The sequence below is a fragment of the Bradyrhizobium sp. 199 genome (genome assembly GCF_023073355.1).
Classification (GTDB): Bacteria; Pseudomonadota; Alphaproteobacteria; order Rhizobiales; family Xanthobacteraceae; genus Bradyrhizobium.
On the sequence record NZ_JADPJI010000002.1, the window covers coordinates 355,006 to 374,121 of the forward strand.

Genomic DNA, 19,116 nt, shown 5'->3' on the forward strand with positions numbered 1-19,116 from the left:
TCAGTGGCTTGGGAGATATTTCGACCGGCGGGCTGCGGCCGCAGCGGCGCCCTGTGACGGGTAGCTGCCTAAATGATGAGCAGTTGAGGTCAGGTGAAGCCAGCAAGGATCCGAAGCAGCTGCGCTCGATTTTCCTTGCCGATCTTCGCCTCGACGTTCCGCTCGTGCGCGGCTGCGAGCCGCTTGAACTTGGCCAGCGCGGTCTCGCCCTGCGCGGTGAGATGCAGCGCATGCGAGCGCCGGTCCGCCTTCGACTTGATCCGCTTCACCAGCTTGCGCTGTTCAAGGCTGTCCAGCAGATGCACCAGCCGGGCGCGCTCGATGCCGAGGCGCTTGGCCACGGCCATCTGCGACAGGCCCGGACTGGCCCCGATCACCGCCAGTACCGAATGTTGCGTCGGCCGTCGACGGCGGCGAGATCACCGACAAGGGTTACATCAAGCAGCGCGCCATGCTGACGCGTCGCGCCGAGGCGGTGGGCGGTTGAATGACGATGCGTCGGGTGTGGATCGGTTGTAGCGCATAAGGGGTGCCGCCAGTTGCTCTCCTGGGCCCATTTATCCTAATGCAGCGCGAGGGCCTGGGTCCCGGCCCTGCGCAGCAGCGTTCACGCTGCAGCGCGTCCGGGACACGACAGGTGAGGCCGCAAACTACGCCAGCAACACTGCCGCATCATCTTGCCGATTCTTTTGTTGCTTAAGCAACTAATCTGTGCGAACCGTTCCAGACAAGGATGACGGCGGGCAAACCGCTGCGGTTTTCTGGAGGAGACGATGCGCGGCAGAACTGGTGTCGCCGGGGAAAGCTGGCGCATACCTGAAGGCGGCGGGACAGCGCGCCGCGCGCGCGATCCGTCAGGCCTCAGTGCCGCCGGTGACCGCGCCGAGATTTTCATGCAGCCGACGCAAGAGATCGACCAGCACCTCGCGCTCGTCCTTGCTCAGGCACGACAACAGCCGCCGCTCGCGCTCGAGCGCTGCGACGATCACCTTGTCATGGGTGGCGCGGCCTTTCGCGGTCAGCGAAATCGAATGGGTGCGGCCGTCGTCCGGGTCGGTGCGGATCGAGATCAGCCCGCGCTTCTCGAGGCCCGCCAGCGTCCGGCTCACCGGCCCCTTGTCGAAGCCGATGACGTGGCAGATGCGCGAAGCTGGAATGCCGGGTTCGATCGCCAGCAGCGACATGATTCGCCATTCGGTGACATTGACGCCGAACTGCCGTTGATAGAACGCGGTCGCGCTGTTCGAGAGCTTGTTGGCGATGAAGGTGATGAACGCGGGGACGTAACGGTCCAGGTCGAGCGTCGGCCCCGCCTCGTTAAGCGCTGGCTTTTGGCGGGCTCTGGTCGAGGGCGCAGGCATATTGGGATTCTATCTCGCAGCGGGCTCGCTGACCTAAGGGCATGCGCCGCTCTTTCACAAGATCAAAATGAGAGAGGTCTTCCATGACCGTATCCGGCTCGCCTGCGGGATCGGCGTCCGTCCCGCATCTCGACATCGACCCCTTCGACATCAAGTTTTTTGCCGACCCTTATCCCACGCACCAGCGGTTGCGGGAGGCCGGGCCGGTGGTCTATCTCGACAAATGGGACGTCTATGGCGTGGCGCGCTATGCCGAGGTCCACGCCGTGCTGAACGATCCCGCGACCTTCTGCTCCAGCCGCGGCGTCGGCCTGTCCGACTTCAAGAAGGAGACGCCGTGGCGGCCGCCGAGCCTGATCCTCGAAGCCGATCCGCCCGCGCACACCCGCACCCGCGCCGTGTTGTCCAAGGTGCTGTCGCCGACCGTGATGAAGGGGCTGCGCGACCGCTTCGCCGCGGCGGCCGAGAGGCTCGTCGACGAATTGTTGGAGAAACGCAGCTTTGACGCGATCACGGATCTGGCGGAGGCCTATCCGCTCTCGATCTTTCCGGATGCGCTCGGGCTGAAGCCGGAGGGCCGCGAACATCTTATTCCCTACGCGAGCGTCGTCTTCAACGCGTTCGGGCCGCCCAACGAATTGCGCCAGGAAGCGATCGCGCGTTCGACGCCGCACCAGGCTTACGTCACCGCGCAGTGCCAGCGGGACAATCTTACCCCCGGCGGCATCGGCGCCTGCATTCACGCCCACGTCGACGAGGGCGCGATCACCGCGACTGAAGCACCGCTTCTGGTACGCTCGCTACTCTCGGCCGGCCTCGACACCACCGTCAACGGCATCGGTGCCGCGGTTTATTGCCTGGCGCGTTTCCCCGACCAGTGGCAGCGCCTGCGCAGCGATCTCACCCTCGCGCGCAATGCGTTCGAGGAAGCGGTACGCTTCGAGAGCCCGGTGCAGACGTTCTTCCGCACCACCACTCGCGATGTCGAGCTGTCCGGAGCAACCATCGGCGAGGGCGAAAAGGTCCTGATGTTCCTCGCGGCCGCCAACCGCGATCCGCGGCGCTGGGACGAGCCCGACAGCTACGACATCACCCGCCGCACATCCGGCCATGTTGGCTACGGCTCCGGCATCCACATGTGCGTCGGCCAGCTCGTGGCGCGGCTCGAAGGGGAGACGATGCTCTCGGCGCTGGCCCGCCGTGTCGCCGGCATCGAGATCGTCGGCGAGCCGAGGCGACGTTTCAACAACACACTGCGCGGGCTCGACAGCCTGCCGGTGACCATCACGCCGGCCTGACGCCGCCCGTGACGCAAACAACACATGCAAAAGGGGAGGGAGCATTGAAGAACTTGAAGTGGGCGCTCGCACTGGCCGCGAGCCTGGCGGGCGGCGCGGCGAGCGCCGAGATATCCGACAATGTCGTGCGCGTCGGCGTGCTCAACGACATCTCCGGCATCTTCCAGGACACCAATGGCATGGGCTCGGTGGAAGCCGCGCGCATGGCGGCGGAGGATTTCAATGGCGGCGGCAAAGGCATCAAGGTCGAGATCGTCTATGCCGACCATCAGAACAAGGCTGACGTCGGCAACGCCATTGCGCGCAAATGGCTCGACGTCGAAGGCGTCGATGCCATCGTCGACGTGCCGAATTCGGCCGTCGGTCTGTCCATCAACACGCTGCTGCGCGACAGCCGCATGACCTTCCTGGCCTCCTCGACCGCAAGCTCCGACCTGACCGGCAAGGCCTGCTCACCCAACACCATCCAGTGGGTCAACGACGCCTGGGCGACCGGCAACACCACAGCAGCCGCGATGATGTCACGCGGGGGCAAGGACTGGTATTTCCTGACGGTCGATTACGCGCTGGGCAAGGGTATCGAGGCGGAGGCGCAGAAATACATCGAAGGACACGGCGGCAAAGTGCTGGGCTCCTCCAAGCACCCGCTCGGCACTTCCGACTTCGCCTCCTTCCTGTTGCAGGCGCAGGGTTCGAAGGCACAGGTGATCGGTCTTGCCAATGCCGGCGGTGACACCATCAACGCCGTGAAGCAGGCCGCCGAGTTCGGCATCCAGCAGAACGGACAGAGGCTCGTCGCCTTCCTGCTCTTCATCAACGACATTCACGGCATGGGCATCAAGGTCGCGCAGGGCCTCCAGCTCATGGAAGCCTTCTACTGGGACATGAATGACGACACCCGCGCCTTTGCCAAGCGGTTCGCCGCCCGGCCCGGCATGAACGGCAAGATGCCGAGCGGCAACCAGGCCGGCGTCTATGCCTCGACCCTCGCTTATCTCAACGCGGTTGCCGCCACCGGCAGCGACAATGCCAAGGACGCCGTGCCAGAGATGAAGAAGTTCAAAGGCAAGGACAAGCTGTTCGGCGACACCACCATCCGCCAGGACGGCCGCGTCGTGCATCCGATGTATTTGTTCGAGGTGAAGAAGCCGGAGGAGTCGAAATATCCGTACGACTATTACAAGCTGGTCTCGACGATCCCCGCGGAGCAGGCGTTTCGCCCGCTGGCGGAGGGCGGGTGTGAGCTGGTGAAGTAGAGGGCAGCGAGCGCCGCTGAACCCTCTCCCCTTGTGGGAGAGGGTGGCTTCGCAAAGCGAAGCCAGGTGAGGGGTTCTCTCCTCACGGACAATCTTGCGAGCGGAGAGAACCCCTCATCCGGCGCCTCGCGCCACCTTCTCCCACAAGGGGAGAAGGAAGAAGGCTACACCACCTTGCTACTTCCTTGCGTAATCAGCCGCGCCGCGCGCTGATCTCGCGCATAGATCCAGAGCCAGCTCAAGGCAACGCTGAGGCGGTGGCGGAGGCCGATCAGGAAGTAGATGTGGGCAATGCCCCAGATCCACCACGCGATCGTGCCGCGCAGCTTGAAGCGGCCGAAATCGATGACGGCGAGCCGCTTGCCGATCTGGGCGAGGCTGCCGGCGTGCTTGTAGCGGAAAGGGCCGGTCGCAGCACCGCGCAGGCGGGCCTTGATGGTCTCGGCGACGTGACGGCCCTGCTGCTTAGCCGCCGGCGCGATGCCCGGCACCGGCTTGCCCTCCCACGCGTTGATGCTGACGGTATCGCCGATCGCAAAAATCTCGGGATGGCAGGGGATCGTCAGATCGGCCTCGACCTGCACGCGGCCGGCGCGATCGGCTGGTGCACCCAGCCATTCGGCAGCGGGCGAGGCGCGGACGCCGGCGGCCCAGATCTTGGTTTTGGCGTCGAGCCGCTTGCCGCCGAACACCACGCCGTCGCGGTCGATCTCGGTGACGGCTTGGCCAAGCACGACCTCCACGCCGATCTTTTCCAGCGAGGCCTGCGCATAGGCCGAGAGGTCGTCGGCGAAACCTGCGAGCACGCGCGACCCTGCCTCGATCAGCACCACGCGGGCTTTGTTCGTGTCGATGTTGCGGAAATCCTGCGGCAGGGTCTGGTGCGCCATTTCGGCGATGGTGCCCGCGAGTTCGACGCCGGTCGGGCCGGCGCCGACGATGACGAAGGTCAGCCGAGCCGCGCGCTTTGCCGGATCGGTCTCGCGCTCGGCGCGTTCGAACGCCACCAGGATGTGACGGCGCAGGGTGGTGCCATCCTCCAGCGTCTTCAGGCCGGGCGCCCATTGCTCCCATTCATCGTGGCCGAAATAGGCATGCCGCGCGCCGGTCGCGAGCACCAGCGTGTCGTAAGGCACCTCGCTGCCGTCGTCGATCAGCACGCAGCGCCTGTCGGCATCGACGCCGCTAACGGTCGCAAACAGAGTGGTCACGTCGCGCCGGTCGCGCATCAGGTGCCGGATGGGCCATGCGATCTCGCTGGTGGAAAGCGAGGCGGTGGCGACCTGGTAGAGCAGCGGCTGGAACAAATGATGGTTGCGGCGATCGATCAGCGTGATCTCGACCGGTGTGCCCGCGAGCCGGTAGGTCGTCTCCAGCCCGCCGAAGCCGGCGCCGACGATGACGACGCGATGCGGTGTCGTGGTCATGATGTATCCTCGAATCTCGCTGCTGCGCACTCCCATTTAAGTGCGGATTGGACGCTGCGGTCCAATAGCTGTCATCAATCGCCGCATAGGCGGAATCTATCGATCAGGCGCGAAAAAGCGCCGCGGCCTTGCCGGTGCCTTGGTCGAAGTAAGTAGAATTATATTTCTTGCCATCCGCGATGGGAGGGAAATATGGTGCAGGGGCAGGCGCTGAGCCATTGGCGGCTCGACAGATTTTGCGTTCAATAGAGAAGGCCCGGGGCGGCGATCACCCCGCTCGCGGGCTCAATCATAAGGAGGGGAGTGATTATGAGAACGGCATTCTGGCTGGCGGGCGCAGCGGCGCTGGTGTTGGCGAGTCCGGCATCCGCCGGCGACACCATCAAGATCGGTTTCGTTTCGACCTTCAGCGGCCCGACCGCCGTGATCGGCAACGACATGCGCAACTCCTTCGAGCTCGCGCTGGATCACATGGGCCGCAAGATGGACGGCAAGCCGGTCGAGGTCATCTACGAGGATGACGGGCAGAAGCCCGATGTCGGCAAGCAGAAAACCGAGAAGCTGGTGCAGTCGGACAAGGTCGATTTCATCGTCGGCTATATCTGGTCGAACGTGCTGCTGGCCTCGCTCAAGACCGCGGTGGATTCGCAGACCTTCCTGATCTCGGCCAATGCCGGTCCCTCGCAGCTCGCGGGCGATCTTTGCTCGCCTTACGTGTTCTCGACCTCCTGGCAGAACGACCAGACGCCGGCCGCCATGGGCCTCTACATGAACCAGAAGGGCGTCAAGAGCGTGTTCCTGATCGGCCCGAACTATGCCGCCGGCAAGGACATGCTCGCGGGCTTGAAGAGCACGTTCAAGGGCGAGGTCAAAGGCGAGGAATACACCGTCTGGCCGAGCCAGCTGGACTTCTCTGCCGAGCTCTCCAAGGCGCGCGCCTCGGGCGCCGAGTCGATCTTCGTGTTCTATCCCGGCGCCGCCGGCGTGCAGTTCCTCAATCAATATGCGCAGGCGGGCCTCAAGAGCACGATGCCGCTCTACACCGCCTTCACCGTCGACGAGCTTTCGCTGCCGCTGCAGAAGGAGAACGCGCTCGGGGTGCCCGGCGCGCAGGAATGGGTCAACGACCTCCCCAACGAGCAGAACAAGCGCTTCGTTGCCGACTACCGCAAGAAGTACACCGGCCTGCGTCCGACCTATTACGGCGCGCAATCCTACGACGCCGCCCAGCTCATCAACAGCGCGGTGATCGCAGTGAAGGGCGACACCAGCAAGAAGGACGCGATGAAGGCCGAGATGGAGAAGGCCAACTTCAAGTCGCTGCGCGGCGCGTTCAAATACGGCAACAACCACATCCCGGTGCAGAGCTTCTATCTGCAGGACGTCGTGAAGGACGCCGAAGGCCAGCTCGCGCTGAAGACGGTCGCGACCATCGTCGAGAACGACCAGGATCGCTTCCACGACAAATGCAAGATGAAGTGAGGGCTGCTTTCCCCCTCCCCGCTCGCGGGGAGAGGGGCTCTCAGCTCTCTCCCCGTCATTGCGAGCGCAGCGAAGCAATCCAGAATCTCTCGGCGGAAGGATGCTGGATTGCTTCGTCGCAAGGGCTCCTCGCAATGACGGCGCGGAGAGAATCTACACCCTCGGCATGCTCGCGGGGCGCACCTCGCGGGCTTGCGCCGCCAGCCTGATCCCGGCATTGGCCGCGCCAAAGCCGCGATAGTCCCGCCGCTCGACGATCTCGAAGAAGAAGCGCTCGTCGAAGATGTGGGTGTAGACCTGGAAGAACTCGCCGTCGCCTTCGCGATCGTAGAGAATGTGGTTGGCGCGCAGCTGCGCCATCAGCTCGGGGGCGAGGTCGTATTTGGCTTCGAGGTCGTCGTAGTAATTATCAGGGATATCCAGGAAATCCGCGCCGTGCCTGCGCATCTCCGCGACCGCCGCAAAAATGTCCCGGCATGTGAAGGCGACATGCTGCACGCCTGAGCCGAAGAATTCCGAGATGAAACGGGCCGGCAGCGTGCGGTTGGCGGATGAGCCGTTGAGCACGAAGCGCAGGCTCTGGTCGGCGTTGATGATGGCCTGGCTCTGCACCAGACCTCTGGGGTCGGCGATCTCCATCTGCGGCAGCCGCTTGAGGTCGAGGATGCCGGTGTAGAACAGCAGCCAGGACAGCATCTCGTCATAGGGCATCGATTGCGCGATGTGATCGACCGCGAGCAGCGCGTCCGCACTGGCGTCACTCGCAACCGGCTCGAAATCCGTGTCCCAGTTCTTGCCCGCCTGATCGAGGAAATAGAGCAGGCTGCCGCCGACACCGTGGATCGCCGGGATTTCAAGCTCGCCCGGCCCGACCGGCTGATAAAAGGTCCGCGTCTTCAGCGTCTCCGCACGCTGCATGGCAAGGCCCGCATTGTCGACATCGAGCGCAATAGCGCAAACGCCGGGGCCGTGCGTGACATAGTGGGAATGGGCAAACCCGTCGGTCTCGCTGTTGATGACGAGCTCGACCTTGCCCTGCGACCAGCGCTCCACCGCCTTGCTGCGATGCGCGCCGGTCTTGCGGAAGCCGAGCTGCGCGAAGAGGCCGGCGAGCTCGCCGGCCTTGGTCTCGTTCACCGCAAATTCGATGAACCCGGTGCCGCGGCTCTTCGCCTTCGGCGCCAGCGGCTCGGCGGCGAATCTCGGCCAGTCCGGCGCCAGCTGGTCCTCCAGCAGGATCAGCGAGCGCAGGCCGTCCACCGCAGTCTGCGCGGCCGAGCCGGCGCGGAACTGATCGTTGAAGATCTCCAGCGACAGCGGCCCGGCATAGCCGGTCGCCGCGACCGCCGCCATGAACTCGCCGACCGGCAGATCGCCCTGGCCGGGGAAGGACCGGAAGTGCCGACTCCAGGACAGGATGTCGAGCTCGAGCTTCGGCGCGTCCGCAAGCTGCACCAGAAAGATCTTGTCGCCAGGGATCGAGGCCATCGCGCGAACCGGAAAGCCGGGGGCCAGCGCGTGAAAGCTGTCGAGGATGACGCCGATCGCGGGGTGATCGGCGCGCCGCACGATTTCCCAGGCGTCGCGATAGTCGTTGACGTGGCGTCCCCAGGCCAACGCCTCGTAGCCAACGCGCAAGGAGCGCTTGGCCGCGCGTTCGCCAAGCTCGCGAAAATCATTCGCGGCGCGGTCGATGCCGCCGAGCGAGCTGGGGGACACGTTCGAGCAGATCAGCAGCAGATCGGTGCCGAGCTCCTGCATCAGGTCGAACTTCCGCTCGGCGCGCGCAAAGTTGCGCGAACGCTGCGGCTCCGGCATGCCTTCAAAATCGCGGAACGGCTGAAACGCACAGATCTCGAGATTGAGGTCCTTGCAGAGCTGCGCCACCTGGCGCGGGCTTGCGCCGAACGACAGCAGATCGTTCTCGAAAATCTCGACCGCGTCGAAGCCCGCGGCCGCGATGGCGCGGAGCTTTTCGTCGAGGGCGCCGGAGAGGGAAACCGTTGCGATCGAGCGTTTGTTCATGCTGCCTGCTCCATGATCCGCCCGGGTGACACCTTTTGGCCCGTGCGCGCGGCTTCGCTGACGGCTTCGACGACGGCGAGCGTGCCCATCGCATCCTCGGCCGTGATCAGCGGCCGCTCGCGACCAGCGATCACGGCGAGGAAGTGACGAAGCTGCTCGGCGAGCGGATCGTAAGCCGAGACTGCGACGGGATCGCGCACCAGCGGGGCATGCCAGCCGGGATTCTGCAGATACGACCACAGCTCCATGGCCGGCACCGACAGCGAGCCGTTGGTGCCGGCGAAGACGTAACAGGGCTGGTCCTGCCTGGGATAGACAGCGTTCTCGCCCGAAGTGAGTTCCCAGCTCCACGGCGCCGGCGTCGCATCCGACACCGTGACGGTTCCGAGTGCGCCATTGGCGAAGCGCAGCAGCAGGGCGGCGGTGTCCTCGACCACGAAGCCGCGCGCCTTGTTCGAGGTCAGCGCCTGGACCTCGACGATCTCGCCGCAGATGAAGCGGAGATTGTCAATGTCGTGGATGAGATTGATCAGCAGCGGACCGCCACCCTGCTCGCGCCGCCAAGCGACCTCGAAATAATCGTCAGGCTTCTTCAGCAGCCAGAGTCCGGCCACTGCGGTGAGCTGGCCGAGCTTGCCGGCCGCCACGGTCTCGCGCGCCGCCTTGATGATCGGATTGTGCCGCCGGTGATGGCCGACCAGCATCGGCACGCCGCTGTGTTTCACCGCGGCGCACAGGCGCTGCGCGGTGGCAACCGTCTCGGTCACCGGCTTCTCGATCAAGGCCGGCACGCCCGCCTTAATGCAGTCGAGCGCCATCGGCAGGTGTAACGTGTTGGGCGAGGCGATGACGAGGCCGTCGGGCTTTTCTTGTGCGAGCAGCGCGCGGTGGTCTGCATAACTGGCTAAGTTGCGAGCTCGTGCGTAGTCTCTCGCGGCGGGTGAGGGATCGGCGATGCCGGCGAGCACGCAATCCGTCGATGCTTCGATCAGTTCGACATGGCGGCGGCCGATCAGGCCGGCGCCGGCAACGGCGATGCGCATTTTCGCGTTCATGCCGCACTCTCCTCCATGGCGCCGCCCAAGAACAATTGCCCAATCCGCGGATCGTTCAGGATGCGCTTGGCGTCGTCGACCATGCGGGTCTGGCCGAGCTCGAGCACGATGCCGATGTCGGAGATTTCCAGCGCCGACCGCGCGTTCTGCTCGATCATCAGGATGGTGACGCCGCGGTCGCGCAAGCTCTTGAGGATGTCGAAGGTCTGCTGCACCATCAGCGGCGACAGACCGATCGAAGGTTCGTCGATCAGCACCAGCTTTGGCTCGAGCAGCAGCGAGCGGGCGATCTCGAGCTGCTTCTGCTCGCCGCCCGAGAGCGTCGAGGCCTGCTGGGTCGATTTGCGCCGCAGTGCCGGGAAGAGGTCGAGTGCCGCTTCGATCCGTCCGGGCAGGTCGAGGCCCTTCCCGGCGGCGACGCCGCCGAGCTCGATATTGTGGTGCACCGACAGTTCCGGAAAGATGTTGCGGCCCTGCGGCACGTAGCAGATGCCGGCGTTGAGCAGCGCGCGCTGGCTCTTATTGGTGACGTCACGGCCGGCAAAGCTGACCTTGCCCTCGCGCAACTTCAACAGGCCGAAGATCGCCTTGAACACGGTGGACTTGCCGGCGCCGTTCGGGCCGATGATGGTGGTGATGGTCGCCCGCGGCACGGCGAAATTCGTGCCGTTCAGGATCGTCATCTTGCCGTAGCCGCCGACGAGATTGTGAACCGAGAGGATCGGGTCGCTCATGAATCGCTCTCCTAGTGCCCGAGATAGGCTTCGATCACGGCGGGGTTCTTGCGCACTTCGTCCGGCCGTCCCATCGCCAGCACCTTGCCTTCCGCCATCACCATCACGCGCGAGCACAGCGACATCACGAACTCCATGTTGTGCTCGATCACGACGAAGGTGGCATTCTTCTCGCGATTAATCGCGACCAGGCGCTCCTTGAGGTCCGCCAGCATCGATGGGTTGACGCCGCCTGCCGGCTCGTCGAGCAGCACGAGGCGCGGTCCGCCCATGAAGGCCATGGCGGCATCGAGCAGCTTCTGTTGGCCATAGGAGAGGCCACCCGCCGGCTCGTCCGCGAGATGGTCGAGCTTGAAGAAGCCGATCATCTGGTCGGCGGCGTCGGTCAGTCCGGCATCGGAGCGGCCGACGAGGCGCGAGGCCATGTTGCCCTGGTGCTCCTGTCCAGCGAGAATCAAATTCTCGCGCACCGAGAGTTTTGGGAACACCTGCAGCAGCTGGAAGGTGCGGCTGACGCCGAGCTTGTTGAGCTCGGCGGGACGCAAGCCGGTGACGAGCTTGCCGTCGAGCTTGACCTCGCCGCCTGACGGCGTGAGCTGGCCGAGGATGCAGTTGAACAGGGTCGACTTGCCGCAGCCGTTCGGTCCGATCAGGCCGAGGATCTCGCCCTCGCGTACGTCGAAGGAAACGCCGTCGACGGCGCTGATGCCGCCAAAGTTCTTCTTGATGTCGGTGACCTCGAGGACCGCACTCATTGCGCCGTCTCCAGGCGGGATTTTGCGACGGCGTGCAGCGCCGAGGCCGCCTTGGTGCGGCGTTCGGCGAGATAACGATCGAGGATCCCCAAAATGCCGGTCGGCGACCAGATCAGCAGCACCATCACCGCGGCCGCGTACAGCATCAGATAATAGCCTTCGGTGAAGCGCAGCCATTCCGGCAGCAGCACCGCGATCATCGCCCCTAAGAACGGGCCGAAATAGAAGCCTGCGCCGCCGACGATCACCATCATCAGAAGGTCGAGCGAGAGCGACAGGTTGAACGGCACCGGATCGATATATTGCGTCAGCGGCGCGTAGAGCGCGCCAGCGACGCCGCCGAGCGCAGAGCCAATCGCGAACGCCATCAGCGTGTAGCGGCGCGTGTCGATGCCGAGCGATTGCGCGCGCAACGGATTTTCGCGTAGCGCCATGAAGGCGCGGCCCCAGGGCGAGCGGATCAGCCACCACACCGCCAGCGACACGACCGCGAGCGAGCCGAGGCAGACATAGTAGAACGGCAGCGGCTTGTTGGTCGCGAACCCCAGGATGTGCGGGCGTGGGATGTTGGAGATGCCGTAGATGCCGCCGGTGAGCCAGCTTTCGTTGCGAAACACCAGGAAGGCCAATGTCGAGAAGGCGAGCGTAACGAAAGCGAGGTAGTGGTGCTGCACGCGCAGCGCGGGATAGCCGAGCACCCAGCCTACCGCGAAGCTCAAGGCGATCGCGACCAGGATCGCCGCTGGCAGTGGCCAGCCATGCGTGGTCATGATCGCCGCCGCATAAGCGCCGATGCCGACGAACGCGCCCTGCGCCAGCGAGACCTGGCCGGCATAGCCGAGCGTGAGATTCAGCCCCATCGCGGCGATGCTCATCACGGCCCATTGGCTCAGGATGAACAGTCCATAGCGGTTGAAGTTCATGGGAACGATGATCAGCGCGGCGATGGCGGCGAGGCCGAGCGCGATCTTCAGGGGTTTGGCAAAGCCGCTCATACGGTGCGCTCCTCGGCGCGGCCCAGCAAGCCCTGCGGCCGGAACAGGATGACGACGATCAGGAAGATCATCGGCACGGCGGCGCGGTACTGCGTCGAGACATAGGCGGCCGCGAGATTGTCGAGCACGCCGATCAACAGACCGCCGACGATCGCGCCGCGCACTTGGTTGAAGCCGCCCACGATCGCGGCGATGAAGGCGGCTTGGCCCAGCACCTCGCCGGATGAGAACTTCGCGAGATAGATCGGCGTGATCAGCAGCGAGGCCAGCGCCACCAGGAAGGCGTTGATCAGGAACGTCAGCAGGATCATGCGCTCGACCGGGACGCCGATGATGCGCGCCACTGTCGGGTTTTGCGCCGCTGCCTGCATCTGGTGGCCGAGCGAGGTGCGGTTGAGCAGCATGGTCAGGCTGCCCACGGCAAGGATGGCGAGGACGAGCACGCCGATACTTTGCAGCGAAACGGAATAGCCGAGAATGGAGATGTCACCCGTCGGCACGATCGACGGGAATGGCGAGGCTTCCGCGCTGAAGAACTGCTTCACGGCCTCTTTGAGGCCGATCGCCAGCGCCATGGTCGCAATCGCGAGCGGTAGCACGCCGTGCCGCATCATCGGGTCGACCAGCAGCAGTTTGAAGGCAAGGCCGAGCAGGATCATCGACAAGAGGATGCCGAGGATGATTGCGAGCCAAAACGGCGCGCCGGCATGCATCGCCGCCAGCATCAGGAACGCCGGCAGCATCACGAACTCGCCTTGCGCGAAATTGATGGTCTGCGAGGTCTGCCACAGCAGCGTGAAGCCGACTGCGACCAGCGCATAGATCGCGCCGGTGGCAAGCCCCGCGATCACTAGATCGAACAGATTGGACATGGGTTCTCTTTTATCGTTAGAGCCCGATGATCGAGTCGACACGAACTCAGCTCCATCTCTCCCTCTCCCCGCGAAGGGCGGGGCGAGGGAGAAGGAGAGACCTCAGTTCACTTTCGGCAGCACCTGCTTCACCACCTGCTTGCCTTCGACCACCTCGACCAGAAAGCTCTGGCGGTCGATGTCGCCGGTGTCGCTGAAGGTGACATCCATCAGAATGCCCGGCTCCTCCGCGGCCTTGATGGTGAGGCCGTGCAGCGTGTCGGCGAACTTCTTCGGATCCACCTTGCCCATCTTCTCGGTGGTGGCCTTCACCATGTAGACGGCGAGATAGCCCTTCAACCCATTATGGTCGGGGACGTAATTGTACTTCTTGGAAAACTTCTCGCGGAACGCCTTGATCAGATCGACCGGCGCGTCGGTGGTGAGGCCGACATGGCCGCGCGCGCCGTTGGCGGCGTCGCCTGCGAGCTCGATCACCTTCTGGCCGATCAGCGTGGTCTCGCCCATCAGCGGTGCGGTGACGCCCTGGCGCTTCAATTCTTTCAGGATGCGCGCGCTCTCTTCCTCGTTCAGGTAGACGAAGACGGCATCGGGATTGGCAGCCTTGATCTTGCCGACGTCCGCGGCGAAATCGGCCTGGCCCGCTTCGGTGGAGAGATCGGCGACCACCTTGGAGCCGAGCCGGTCGAGCTCCTTCACCACCACATCGCGCCCGCCACGGCCGAAGTCGTTGTTGACCCACACCACCGCGACCGTCTTCGCCTTCATCTCGTCGTGGATGTACTTTGCGACTTTCGGCATCGAGGATTGCTGACCGAACGAGGTCCGGAACAAAAACTTGTTTCCGGCCTGCGTCAGCTCGGCGGCTTCGCCGCCCATGATCTGCGCGATGCCGGCTTCGGCTGCGAGTGGGGCTGTGACCTTCACCGAGCCGGAATAGCCGGGCCCCAGCAGCACATAAGGCTCGGCGTCGAGCGCCTTCTGGACCTGGGCGCGGGCCACGCCTGGGTTGGACTGCGAGTCGGCATGGGTGACCTCGAGCTTGCGCCCGAGCACGCCGCCCTTGGCGTTGATCTCCTCGATCGCGAGGTCGATGCCGTTCTTCCAATTGGTGCCCACGGTGGCGCCGCCACCCGAGAGCTCGGCGACATCGGCTAGCTTGATCGCCTGGGCAAGGGCGCTCGTTGCCGTCACGGCGGCGAGCAGCGCGCCCATCAGTAGCGTTGATTTCATCGTCGTCTCCTCACGTTTCAAATTTTGCAAGCGGCCTTGTACCGGCCGCTTCGTCTCAAGCTGTCTGATAGGCGGCGCTGCGCGCCGCCATCACGGCATCAAAAACCTCTCCCATGACTTCCGTCGATGGGGCAAGGCCGGTGAACAGTTCGAAGGCGTCCGCGGCCTGGTAGATTGCGAGCTCGCGGCCGGTCATGATCCGAGCGGCTTTCTCGCGCGCTGCGGCAAGCAGCGGCGTGATCAGCGGGGAATAGACGGCGTCGGCGACCCATAAGTCAGGCCTGAGCAGCACCGCCGGCACAGGGGTGTCTCGGTTCGGCAGCATGCCGACCGGGGTGCCGTTGACGAGGCCGGTTGCGCCTTGCAGCGCCTCCTCGATGCTGGCGGCAACGCGGGCGCCGCCGCGCGGGACGAGCAGGCCCGCCAGCTTCTCGGCGCGCGCGGGCTCGTTGTCGAAGATGCGGATGTCGGTCACGCCGAGGCTCGCCAGCGCAAAGGCGATCGCCTTGCCGACACCGCCGGCGCCGATTACGGCCACTGCGTTGCCCGCGGGCGCCAGCAGCGGCGCCACCGCGCGCGCAAAGCCGGTCGTGTCGGTGTTATGGCCGGTCAGCAGACCGTCCCTGACGACGACGGTGTTGACCGCACCCATGGCGGCAGCGCCCGGCGCCAGCGCGTCGAGCAGCGGGACCACCGCTTCCTTGTAGGGGTAAGTGACGTTGACGCCGGCAAAGCCGAGGCGCCGCACGCCCTCGAGCATCATGCGCAGCCCGGCCGCGTCGGCGCCGGCGACTTCGATGAGCTGGTAGTGGCCGCGCAGGCCAAGCGCCTCGGCGGCGCGCTCGTGCATGGCAGGTGACGCGGAATGGGCGATCGGCGCGCCGATCAGGCCGGTGAGGAGCTTCTTGCTGGCGGCGTATCCGCGCTTCGACATGGTTCGCTATCGTCTCGTTGGGAGCGTTCGGTCCCGATCATTAGCGGGGAAATCCGCGCAATTCCAAGGGGGCTTCCAACTGCGACGATAGCCCTTCCGCCGCCTAACACAATTACCCTTTTATCCGGCAAACCTAACATCATGTTATTTCTTTCGGCCGCGCCCCGGCACGGCCTTGCCGTTGCCGCCCGACGCGGCTTTGCCGTTGCCGCCCGGCACGGCTTTGCCGTTGCCGCGGGACGGCTCGACCGCGCGCATCTCGGCGCGCAGCGACTCGATGAAATACTCAGCATGAAGCGACAGCGGCGCGCCGCGCTTGGCCGCAATGTAGGTGTCGAACCGCGTCGGCTCGGCGATCTTCAACAGCTCGATCCCGGGATAGCCGCCATGAGCCACGGTGAACTGGTCGATGATGGCGATACCGAGCCCGGCTTTCACCAGCGCGCAGACCGTGGTGCCGAAGCGCGCGCGGATGGTGATGTTGTAGTCGAGCCGGTTGCGCGCGAAGATCTCGGCCATGATCCGGCCGTAGGGATCGTTGGGATCGATGCCGATCAACGGATAGCGGGTGATCTCGGCGGCCGAGACCTGCTTGCGGCCGGCGAGCTCGTGGCCGGGCGGCACGATGCAGTAAAGCTCGCCCGAGGCGAGCGGCATGAAGTCGAGCGCGGAGTGCTCCAGCCGGTAACTCATCGCCACGCACTCGCCGCGGCCGAGCATGAGATAATCGATGGCCTCCTCGAGCTTGAGGATGTTGATGTCGATGCCGAGATCGGGATAGCGGCGCCGGACGCGCTCGATCGCGCGCGGCACCATCACCTGCGAGATGCTGGGCACCGAGCCGATCCGCAGTTCGGACAACCCGCCACGGCCGATCTTGGAGATGATCTCGGAGAGATCGTCGACCTTCTTGTAGACGCCGTTGATCTGCTCGAAGATGTTCTCCGCTTCCGGGGTCGGGAAGTAACGCCCGTTCTGACGCTGGAAAAAGCGGATGCCGAGCGAGCGCTCGGTGTATTTGACGAGGCGGCTGATCCCCGGCGCCGAGACGTTGAGCAGCTTCGCCGCACCGCCGATGGTGCCCGTCACCATCACCGCGCGGATCACTTCAACCTGGCGTAGCGTCATCATGTTCTTTGCGTCCGAAAGACGATCATGGCGGCGATCATCTCACGAGAGCCGTGATGTCATCCAGCGGCAAGTGTCCGATAATGTGGACGGAGCCGGCAAGCCTCTCTCGTGCTCCGGACGCGCTGCAACGCGTCTGGCGTTGCGGCGCAGAGCCGCGATCCAGAAAGCCGGAGAGGACGTTGCGGATGGATGGGCGCCGGCTCTGCAGCGCAGCGTCGAAGCGACGCTGCGCTGCGTCCGGGGCACGCGGGTGCAGCCGATGCCCTCAAGCTTCCCGTTCCGGAAGCGGGAGAAGGGAAGGTCACGGTCAGATTGTTTCGACTAAAATCGGCGCGGTCGAATGGAAGGGCGTCGCAGAGCGCGCAACGCCGCAACCGCGCTTCAGCTCGCCGGGCCCTCGGGCGAGACGCTGTCGGCCAACGGCTCACGCTCGCTTTGCAGCACTTCGCGCGCGAACTCGATGATCTTCTGCTTGTTTGCCGTTTCGTGGACTGCAAAAAACACGCGGTTCAATTCCAGGCCGAGCACGCTGTTGAGGGCAATGTCCTCGTCTTCCATTTCGGTTTCCCGCTGCGGATCGTTCAGGTGTAACTTGACCTCTATTCTGCCACAAGTAGTTTAAATCTTCAGAGCAGATGAGTACCGGGAACTACGGCCGCGGCGCATTTGAGGCAGCTCCCGAATACGTGCTATATGAAAGGCGAGGGTCAGGAAACGCACCGATGTCCGCCGCAGATGCCGTTGACTATGGCCGGGAGGCGCTCGACTTCATCGAAGGGCTTGGAGCCTACACCAAGGTTCCGGACGCCATGGACGCGCTTGCAACCGCGTTCGGCCGGTACGGTTTTGAACATATCATCGTGACGGGCCTGCCCAATCCCGAGCAGCGCTTTTCCCAGATGGTGCTCGCGAAGAAGTGGCCGGCGGAATGGTTCAGCCTCTACACCCAAAAGAGCTACGACCGTGTCGACCCCGTGATCCGCAAATGCCGGCAGACGGTGAACCCGTTCGAATGGTCGGAAGCGCCGTACGATCCGGAACTGGAGCCGGGTGCGGTGGAGGTCATGCGCCGCGCCGCCGATTTTCGCATGTCGCGCGGCTTCGTCGTGCCGATCCACGGCTTGACCGGCTACGAGGCCGGCGTCTCGCTCGCTGGCGTCCATCTGGACCTCAATGCGCGCAGCAAACCGGCGCTGCACCTGATCGGGATGTACGGCTTCGACCACATTCGCCGTCTGCTCGATCCGGCGCCGCATCCGTCGACGCGCCTCACCCCCCGCGAGCGCGAGGTGATCGCCTGGGCCTCGCAAGGCAAGTCGGCGTGGGAGATCGGCGAGATCCTGCACATCACGCAACGCACGGCGGAAGAGCATCTTGCAGCCGCCGCACGCAAGCTCGGCGCAGTCAACCGGACGCATGCGGTCGCGATCGCGATCCGCCACAGAATCATCAATCCCTGAAATCCTCGCCTATTGGGAAATTTCCCAATAGTCGGGTTTGTCTTTTTCGCTGAGGCTCCCCCTCATTTCGAGCCATGGGGGAGTTCATGATTCATGTTATTTCCGCCGTCAATCGGCACCTGTACGAGGACGTCCTCGAACAGCATTTTCGGGTTCGTCACGAGATTTTCGTCGAGGAGCGGAAATGGGAGGCGCTGCGCAAGCCCGATGGCCGCGAGATCGATACCTACGACAATGAGCACGCAGTCTACCTGCTGGCTCTCGAGAACCGCCGGGTGCTCGGCGGCTCGCGCCTGTATCCGACCACCGGGCCGACGATGATGAGCGAGGTCTTCCCGTATCTCGCCACGGTACGGGGTTGCCCCGCGAACCCGCTGGTGTGGGAGTGGTCGCGCTTCTTCGTCTCGCGCGAGCGCCGCGACGGCGCGTTCAATCTGCAACTGATGGCGAGTGCGCAGGAATTCTGTCTCGACCAGGGCATCGAGCGGCTTTGTCTTGTCATGGAGACTTGGTGGCTGCCGCGCTTCCACGACATCGGATTCGTCGTGACACCGCTGGGATTGCCCGCGCTGGTGGAGAATTCCTGGACCATGGCGGCAACGATCGAGATCCGTCAGGAGTCGCTCGACGTCGTGCGTGACCGTATCGGAATGACGAGTGTCGTCCAGCAGGACGGCCCGCGGATCGATTGCTTTGCCCGTGCCAACCTCTGCGGCGTTGCTGCCGCACAACGAAAGAGCGCCTGAGATGTCGAACATGATGCGGGACAGCCAGATCATGGCGCAGACCAGGGACGAGAATCTCGGCTACATGTCCGACATGGCCCTCGAGCTGGCGCAGATGGCGGAAGACACTGGACTGGCGACGCTCGCCTTTCTGTTCCGGATGGCGGCGCTGGAGGCCTCGACCGCCGACAGCGTGCTCGCCGAACCGGATGACCTTCCCCGGCAACTGACGTCGCACTAAAGCGCGATTTGGATGAATCGCCATCGCGCTTTAGATTGTTGTTTAAGCATGATCTTTTCGGAAAACCGCTGCGCACTTTTCCGGATCATGCTTTAGACGCTCATATTCCGACGAACGTCGCACCCTCTCTCC

Annotated in this window: 19 protein-coding genes; 6 read left to right on the top strand and 13 right to left on the bottom strand. The window is 64.4% G+C overall.

Annotated elements, in window-relative coordinates; genetic code table 11:
* Positions 1–89: 89 nt before the first annotated feature.
* Both IVB28_RS01575 and IVB28_RS01580 read right to left on the bottom strand, forming a co-directional pair.
* Complete coding sequence (locus tag IVB28_RS01575; protein ID WP_247524311.1) at positions 90–377, bottom strand: MarR family transcriptional regulator; 288 nt, start codon at positions 375–377, stop codon at positions 90–92.
* Between the two features lie 477 nt (positions 378–854).
* Positions 855–1,361 carry a MarR family transcriptional regulator gene (locus IVB28_RS01580; protein WP_247524312.1) on the bottom strand — a complete coding sequence of 169 codons (507 nt, stop codon included), beginning with the start codon at positions 1,359–1,361 and terminating at the stop codon, positions 855–857.
* A gap of 83 nt (positions 1,362–1,444) precedes the next feature.
* On the opposite strand from IVB28_RS01580, the gene IVB28_RS01585 reads away from it, so the two are divergent.
* Positions 1,445–2,659 carry a cytochrome P450 gene (locus tag IVB28_RS01585; protein WP_247524313.1) on the top strand — a complete coding sequence of 405 codons (1,215 nt, stop codon included), beginning with the start codon at positions 1,445–1,447 and terminating at the stop codon, positions 2,657–2,659.
* Between the two features lie 44 nt (positions 2,660–2,703).
* Positions 2,704–3,915, top strand: a complete 1,212-nt coding sequence (locus IVB28_RS01590; RefSeq protein ID WP_247524314.1) for an ABC transporter substrate-binding protein — start codon at positions 2,704–2,706, stop codon at positions 3,913–3,915.
* A 164-nt stretch (positions 3,916–4,079) separates the two neighbouring features.
* On the opposite strand, the gene IVB28_RS01595 is transcribed toward IVB28_RS01590, so the two are convergent.
* Positions 4,080–5,342, bottom strand: coding sequence for an NAD(P)/FAD-dependent oxidoreductase (locus IVB28_RS01595; RefSeq protein WP_247524315.1), 1,263 nt, complete (start codon positions 5,340–5,342; stop codon positions 4,080–4,082).
* 309 nt (positions 5,343–5,651) lie between these two features.
* On the opposite strand from IVB28_RS01595, the gene IVB28_RS01600 reads away from it, so the two are divergent.
* On the top strand, positions 5,652–6,824 hold the full coding sequence (locus IVB28_RS01600; protein ID WP_247524316.1) for an ABC transporter substrate-binding protein: 1,173 nt from the start codon (positions 5,652–5,654) through the stop codon (positions 6,822–6,824).
* Between the two features lie 153 nt (positions 6,825–6,977).
* Here IVB28_RS01600 and IVB28_RS01605 read toward each other — a convergent pair whose 3' ends face one another.
* The 10 genes from IVB28_RS01605 to IVB28_RS01650 all read right to left on the bottom strand — a co-directional run bounded on the left by IVB28_RS01605 (position 6,978) and on the right by IVB28_RS01650 (position 17,116).
* Complete coding sequence (locus tag IVB28_RS01605) at positions 6,978–8,849, bottom strand: sugar phosphate isomerase/epimerase and 4-hydroxyphenylpyruvate domain-containing protein (RefSeq protein WP_247524317.1); 1,872 nt, start codon at positions 8,847–8,849, stop codon at positions 6,978–6,980.
* Positions 8,846–9,904 (bottom strand): Gfo/Idh/MocA family oxidoreductase, encoded by a 1,059-nt coding sequence (locus IVB28_RS01610; protein ID WP_247524318.1) that lies wholly within the window; start codon positions 9,902–9,904, stop codon positions 8,846–8,848. Before IVB28_RS01610 ends, IVB28_RS01605 begins: the two co-directional genes overlap by 4 nt.
* The gene (locus IVB28_RS01615; protein ID WP_247524319.1) at positions 9,901–10,638 is read right to left on the bottom strand and encodes an ABC transporter ATP-binding protein; all 738 of its coding nucleotides are present in this window, start codon (positions 10,636–10,638) and stop codon (positions 9,901–9,903) included. Before IVB28_RS01615 ends, IVB28_RS01610 begins: the two co-directional genes overlap by 4 nt.
* An 11-nt stretch (positions 10,639–10,649) precedes the next feature.
* Positions 10,650–11,393: an ABC transporter ATP-binding protein gene (locus IVB28_RS01620; RefSeq protein WP_247524320.1), complete on the bottom strand. Its 744-nt coding sequence runs from the start codon at positions 11,391–11,393 to the stop codon at positions 10,650–10,652.
* Positions 11,390–12,388 (bottom strand): branched-chain amino acid ABC transporter permease, encoded by a 999-nt coding sequence (locus IVB28_RS01625; protein ID WP_247524321.1) that lies wholly within the window; start codon positions 12,386–12,388, stop codon positions 11,390–11,392. The genes IVB28_RS01620 and IVB28_RS01625 overlap by 4 nt, the downstream gene beginning before the upstream one ends.
* Entirely contained in the window at positions 12,385–13,260 is an 876-nt protein-coding gene (locus IVB28_RS01630; protein ID WP_247524322.1) for a branched-chain amino acid ABC transporter permease, read from the bottom strand. The genes IVB28_RS01625 and IVB28_RS01630 overlap by 4 nt, the downstream gene beginning before the upstream one ends.
* A 102-nt stretch (positions 13,261–13,362) precedes the next feature.
* Positions 13,363–14,493: an ABC transporter substrate-binding protein gene (locus tag IVB28_RS01635; protein WP_247524323.1), complete on the bottom strand. Its 1,131-nt coding sequence runs from the start codon at positions 14,491–14,493 to the stop codon at positions 13,363–13,365.
* 55 nt (positions 14,494–14,548) lie between these two features.
* The gene (locus IVB28_RS01640) at positions 14,549–15,427 is read right to left on the bottom strand and encodes a shikimate dehydrogenase (RefSeq protein WP_247524324.1); all 879 of its coding nucleotides are present in this window, start codon (positions 15,425–15,427) and stop codon (positions 14,549–14,551) included.
* Positions 15,428–15,571: 144 nt separating this feature from the next.
* Positions 15,572–16,558, bottom strand: a complete 987-nt coding sequence (locus IVB28_RS01645; RefSeq protein WP_247524325.1) for a LysR family transcriptional regulator — start codon at positions 16,556–16,558, stop codon at positions 15,572–15,574.
* A gap of 381 nt (positions 16,559–16,939) precedes the next feature.
* On the bottom strand, positions 16,940–17,116 hold the full coding sequence (locus IVB28_RS01650; protein WP_247524326.1) for a hypothetical protein: 177 nt from the start codon (positions 17,114–17,116) through the stop codon (positions 16,940–16,942).
* 164 nt (positions 17,117–17,280) lie between these two features.
* Between IVB28_RS01650 and IVB28_RS01655 the strand changes: the two genes are divergently transcribed.
* The 3 genes from IVB28_RS01655 (at position 17,281) to IVB28_RS01665 (ending at position 18,984) form a co-directional block, all read left to right on the top strand.
* A complete protein-coding gene (locus IVB28_RS01655) occupies positions 17,281–18,018 on the top strand; it encodes a LuxR family transcriptional regulator (protein ID WP_247524327.1) in 738 nt (245 codons plus the stop codon).
* An 86-nt stretch (positions 18,019–18,104) separates the two neighbouring features.
* Positions 18,105–18,764, top strand: a complete 660-nt coding sequence (locus tag IVB28_RS01660; protein ID WP_247524328.1) for an acyl-homoserine-lactone synthase — start codon at positions 18,105–18,107, stop codon at positions 18,762–18,764.
* 1 nt (position 18,765) lies between these two features.
* Positions 18,766–18,984 carry a hypothetical protein gene (locus IVB28_RS01665; RefSeq protein WP_247524329.1) on the top strand — a complete coding sequence of 73 codons (219 nt, stop codon included), beginning with the start codon at positions 18,766–18,768 and terminating at the stop codon, positions 18,982–18,984.
* Positions 18,985–19,116 lie beyond the last annotated feature (132 nt).

What these genes read in the sequence shown, in the direction of transcription:
- IVB28_RS01580 (WP_247524312.1), bottom strand. Translation starts at nt 1,361, where the DNA reads ATGCCTGCGCCCTCGACCAGAGCCCGCCAAAAGCCAGCGCTTAACGAG.
- IVB28_RS01585 (WP_247524313.1), top strand. Translation starts at nt 1,445, where the DNA reads ATGACCGTATCCGGCTCGCCTGCGGGATCGGCGTCCGTCCCGCATCTC.
- IVB28_RS01595 (WP_247524315.1), bottom strand. Translation starts at nt 5,342, where the DNA reads ATGACCACGACACCGCATCGCGTCGTCATCGTCGGCGCCGGCTTCGGC.
- IVB28_RS01600 (WP_247524316.1), top strand. Translation starts at nt 5,652, where the DNA reads ATGAGAACGGCATTCTGGCTGGCGGGCGCAGCGGCGCTGGTGTTGGCG.
- IVB28_RS01605 (WP_247524317.1), bottom strand. Translation starts at nt 8,849, where the DNA reads ATGAACAAACGCTCGATCGCAACGGTTTCCCTCTCCGGCGCCCTCGAC.
- IVB28_RS01610 (WP_247524318.1), bottom strand. Translation starts at nt 9,904, where the DNA reads ATGAACGCGAAAATGCGCATCGCCGTTGCCGGCGCCGGCCTGATCGGC.
- IVB28_RS01615 (WP_247524319.1), bottom strand. Translation starts at nt 10,638, where the DNA reads ATGAGCGACCCGATCCTCTCGGTTCACAATCTCGTCGGCGGCTACGGC.
- IVB28_RS01620 (WP_247524320.1), bottom strand. Translation starts at nt 11,393, where the DNA reads ATGAGTGCGGTCCTCGAGGTCACCGACATCAAGAAGAACTTTGGCGGC.
- IVB28_RS01625 (WP_247524321.1), bottom strand. Translation starts at nt 12,388, where the DNA reads ATGAGCGGCTTTGCCAAACCCCTGAAGATCGCGCTCGGCCTCGCCGCC.
- IVB28_RS01630 (WP_247524322.1), bottom strand. Translation starts at nt 13,260, where the DNA reads ATGTCCAATCTGTTCGATCTAGTGATCGCGGGGCTTGCCACCGGCGCG.
- IVB28_RS01635 (WP_247524323.1), bottom strand. Translation starts at nt 14,493, where the DNA reads ATGAAATCAACGCTACTGATGGGCGCGCTGCTCGCCGCCGTGACGGCA.
- IVB28_RS01640 (WP_247524324.1), bottom strand. Translation starts at nt 15,427, where the DNA reads ATGTCGAAGCGCGGATACGCCGCCAGCAAGAAGCTCCTCACCGGCCTG.
- IVB28_RS01645 (WP_247524325.1), bottom strand. Translation starts at nt 16,558, where the DNA reads ATGATGACGCTACGCCAGGTTGAAGTGATCCGCGCGGTGATGGTGACG.
- IVB28_RS01650 (WP_247524326.1), bottom strand. Translation starts at nt 17,116, where the DNA reads ATGGAAGACGAGGACATTGCCCTCAACAGCGTGCTCGGCCTGGAATTG.
- IVB28_RS01655 (WP_247524327.1), top strand. Translation starts at nt 17,281, where the DNA reads ATGTCCGCCGCAGATGCCGTTGACTATGGCCGGGAGGCGCTCGACTTC.
- IVB28_RS01660 (WP_247524328.1), top strand. Translation starts at nt 18,105, where the DNA reads ATGATTCATGTTATTTCCGCCGTCAATCGGCACCTGTACGAGGACGTC.
- IVB28_RS01665 (WP_247524329.1), top strand. Translation starts at nt 18,766, where the DNA reads ATGTCGAACATGATGCGGGACAGCCAGATCATGGCGCAGACCAGGGAC.